This window comes from Rhodoferax sp. P1_F3 (assembly GCF_056405715.1).
Map to the genome: position 1 here is coordinate 1 of NZ_JBFUBO010000046.1, position 396 is coordinate 396.

1 protein-coding gene is annotated in these 396 nt (G+C 58.6%); it reads left to right on the top strand.

The window, feature by feature from the left end; all coding sequences use genetic code 11:
* Positions 1 to 15 precede the first annotated feature (15 nt).
* Positions 16 to 396: transposase (locus AC1DZ5_RS21560; RefSeq protein WP_477892860.1), on the top strand; the 381-nt coding region annotated here is incomplete at its 3' end.

Consider the following 396-nt stretch of genomic DNA (forward strand, 5'->3'; position numbering starts at 1 on the left):
GACTGGTTAATCCGCATGCCGGTGTCGCAACGCGCCAGGCAATTGCGCCCCGAGTTGCCAAGCCATTGGGAGGCGCGCTTGGTCGAAACGCATGCGGGTGGACGTGTCAGGCGCTTTATCACTTCCATGCTTGATCCCAAGCGCTTTGCCACACAAGAGTTGGCGCAACTGTACCGCCAGCGCTGGGAGATCGAACTGGGGTTTCGTGAGATCAAACAATCTTTGCAGCAAGGCCAAGGCGTGCTGCGCAGCAAGCAGCCTCAGTTGGTAATGCAAGAAGTCTGGGGCGTGTTGATCGCCCATACATTGCTGCGACGCTGGATGTGTCTGATGGCCAGGCATGTGGGAGTGCAACCTACCCGCATCAGCTTCCATACCGCGCAGCACGCCATCGTC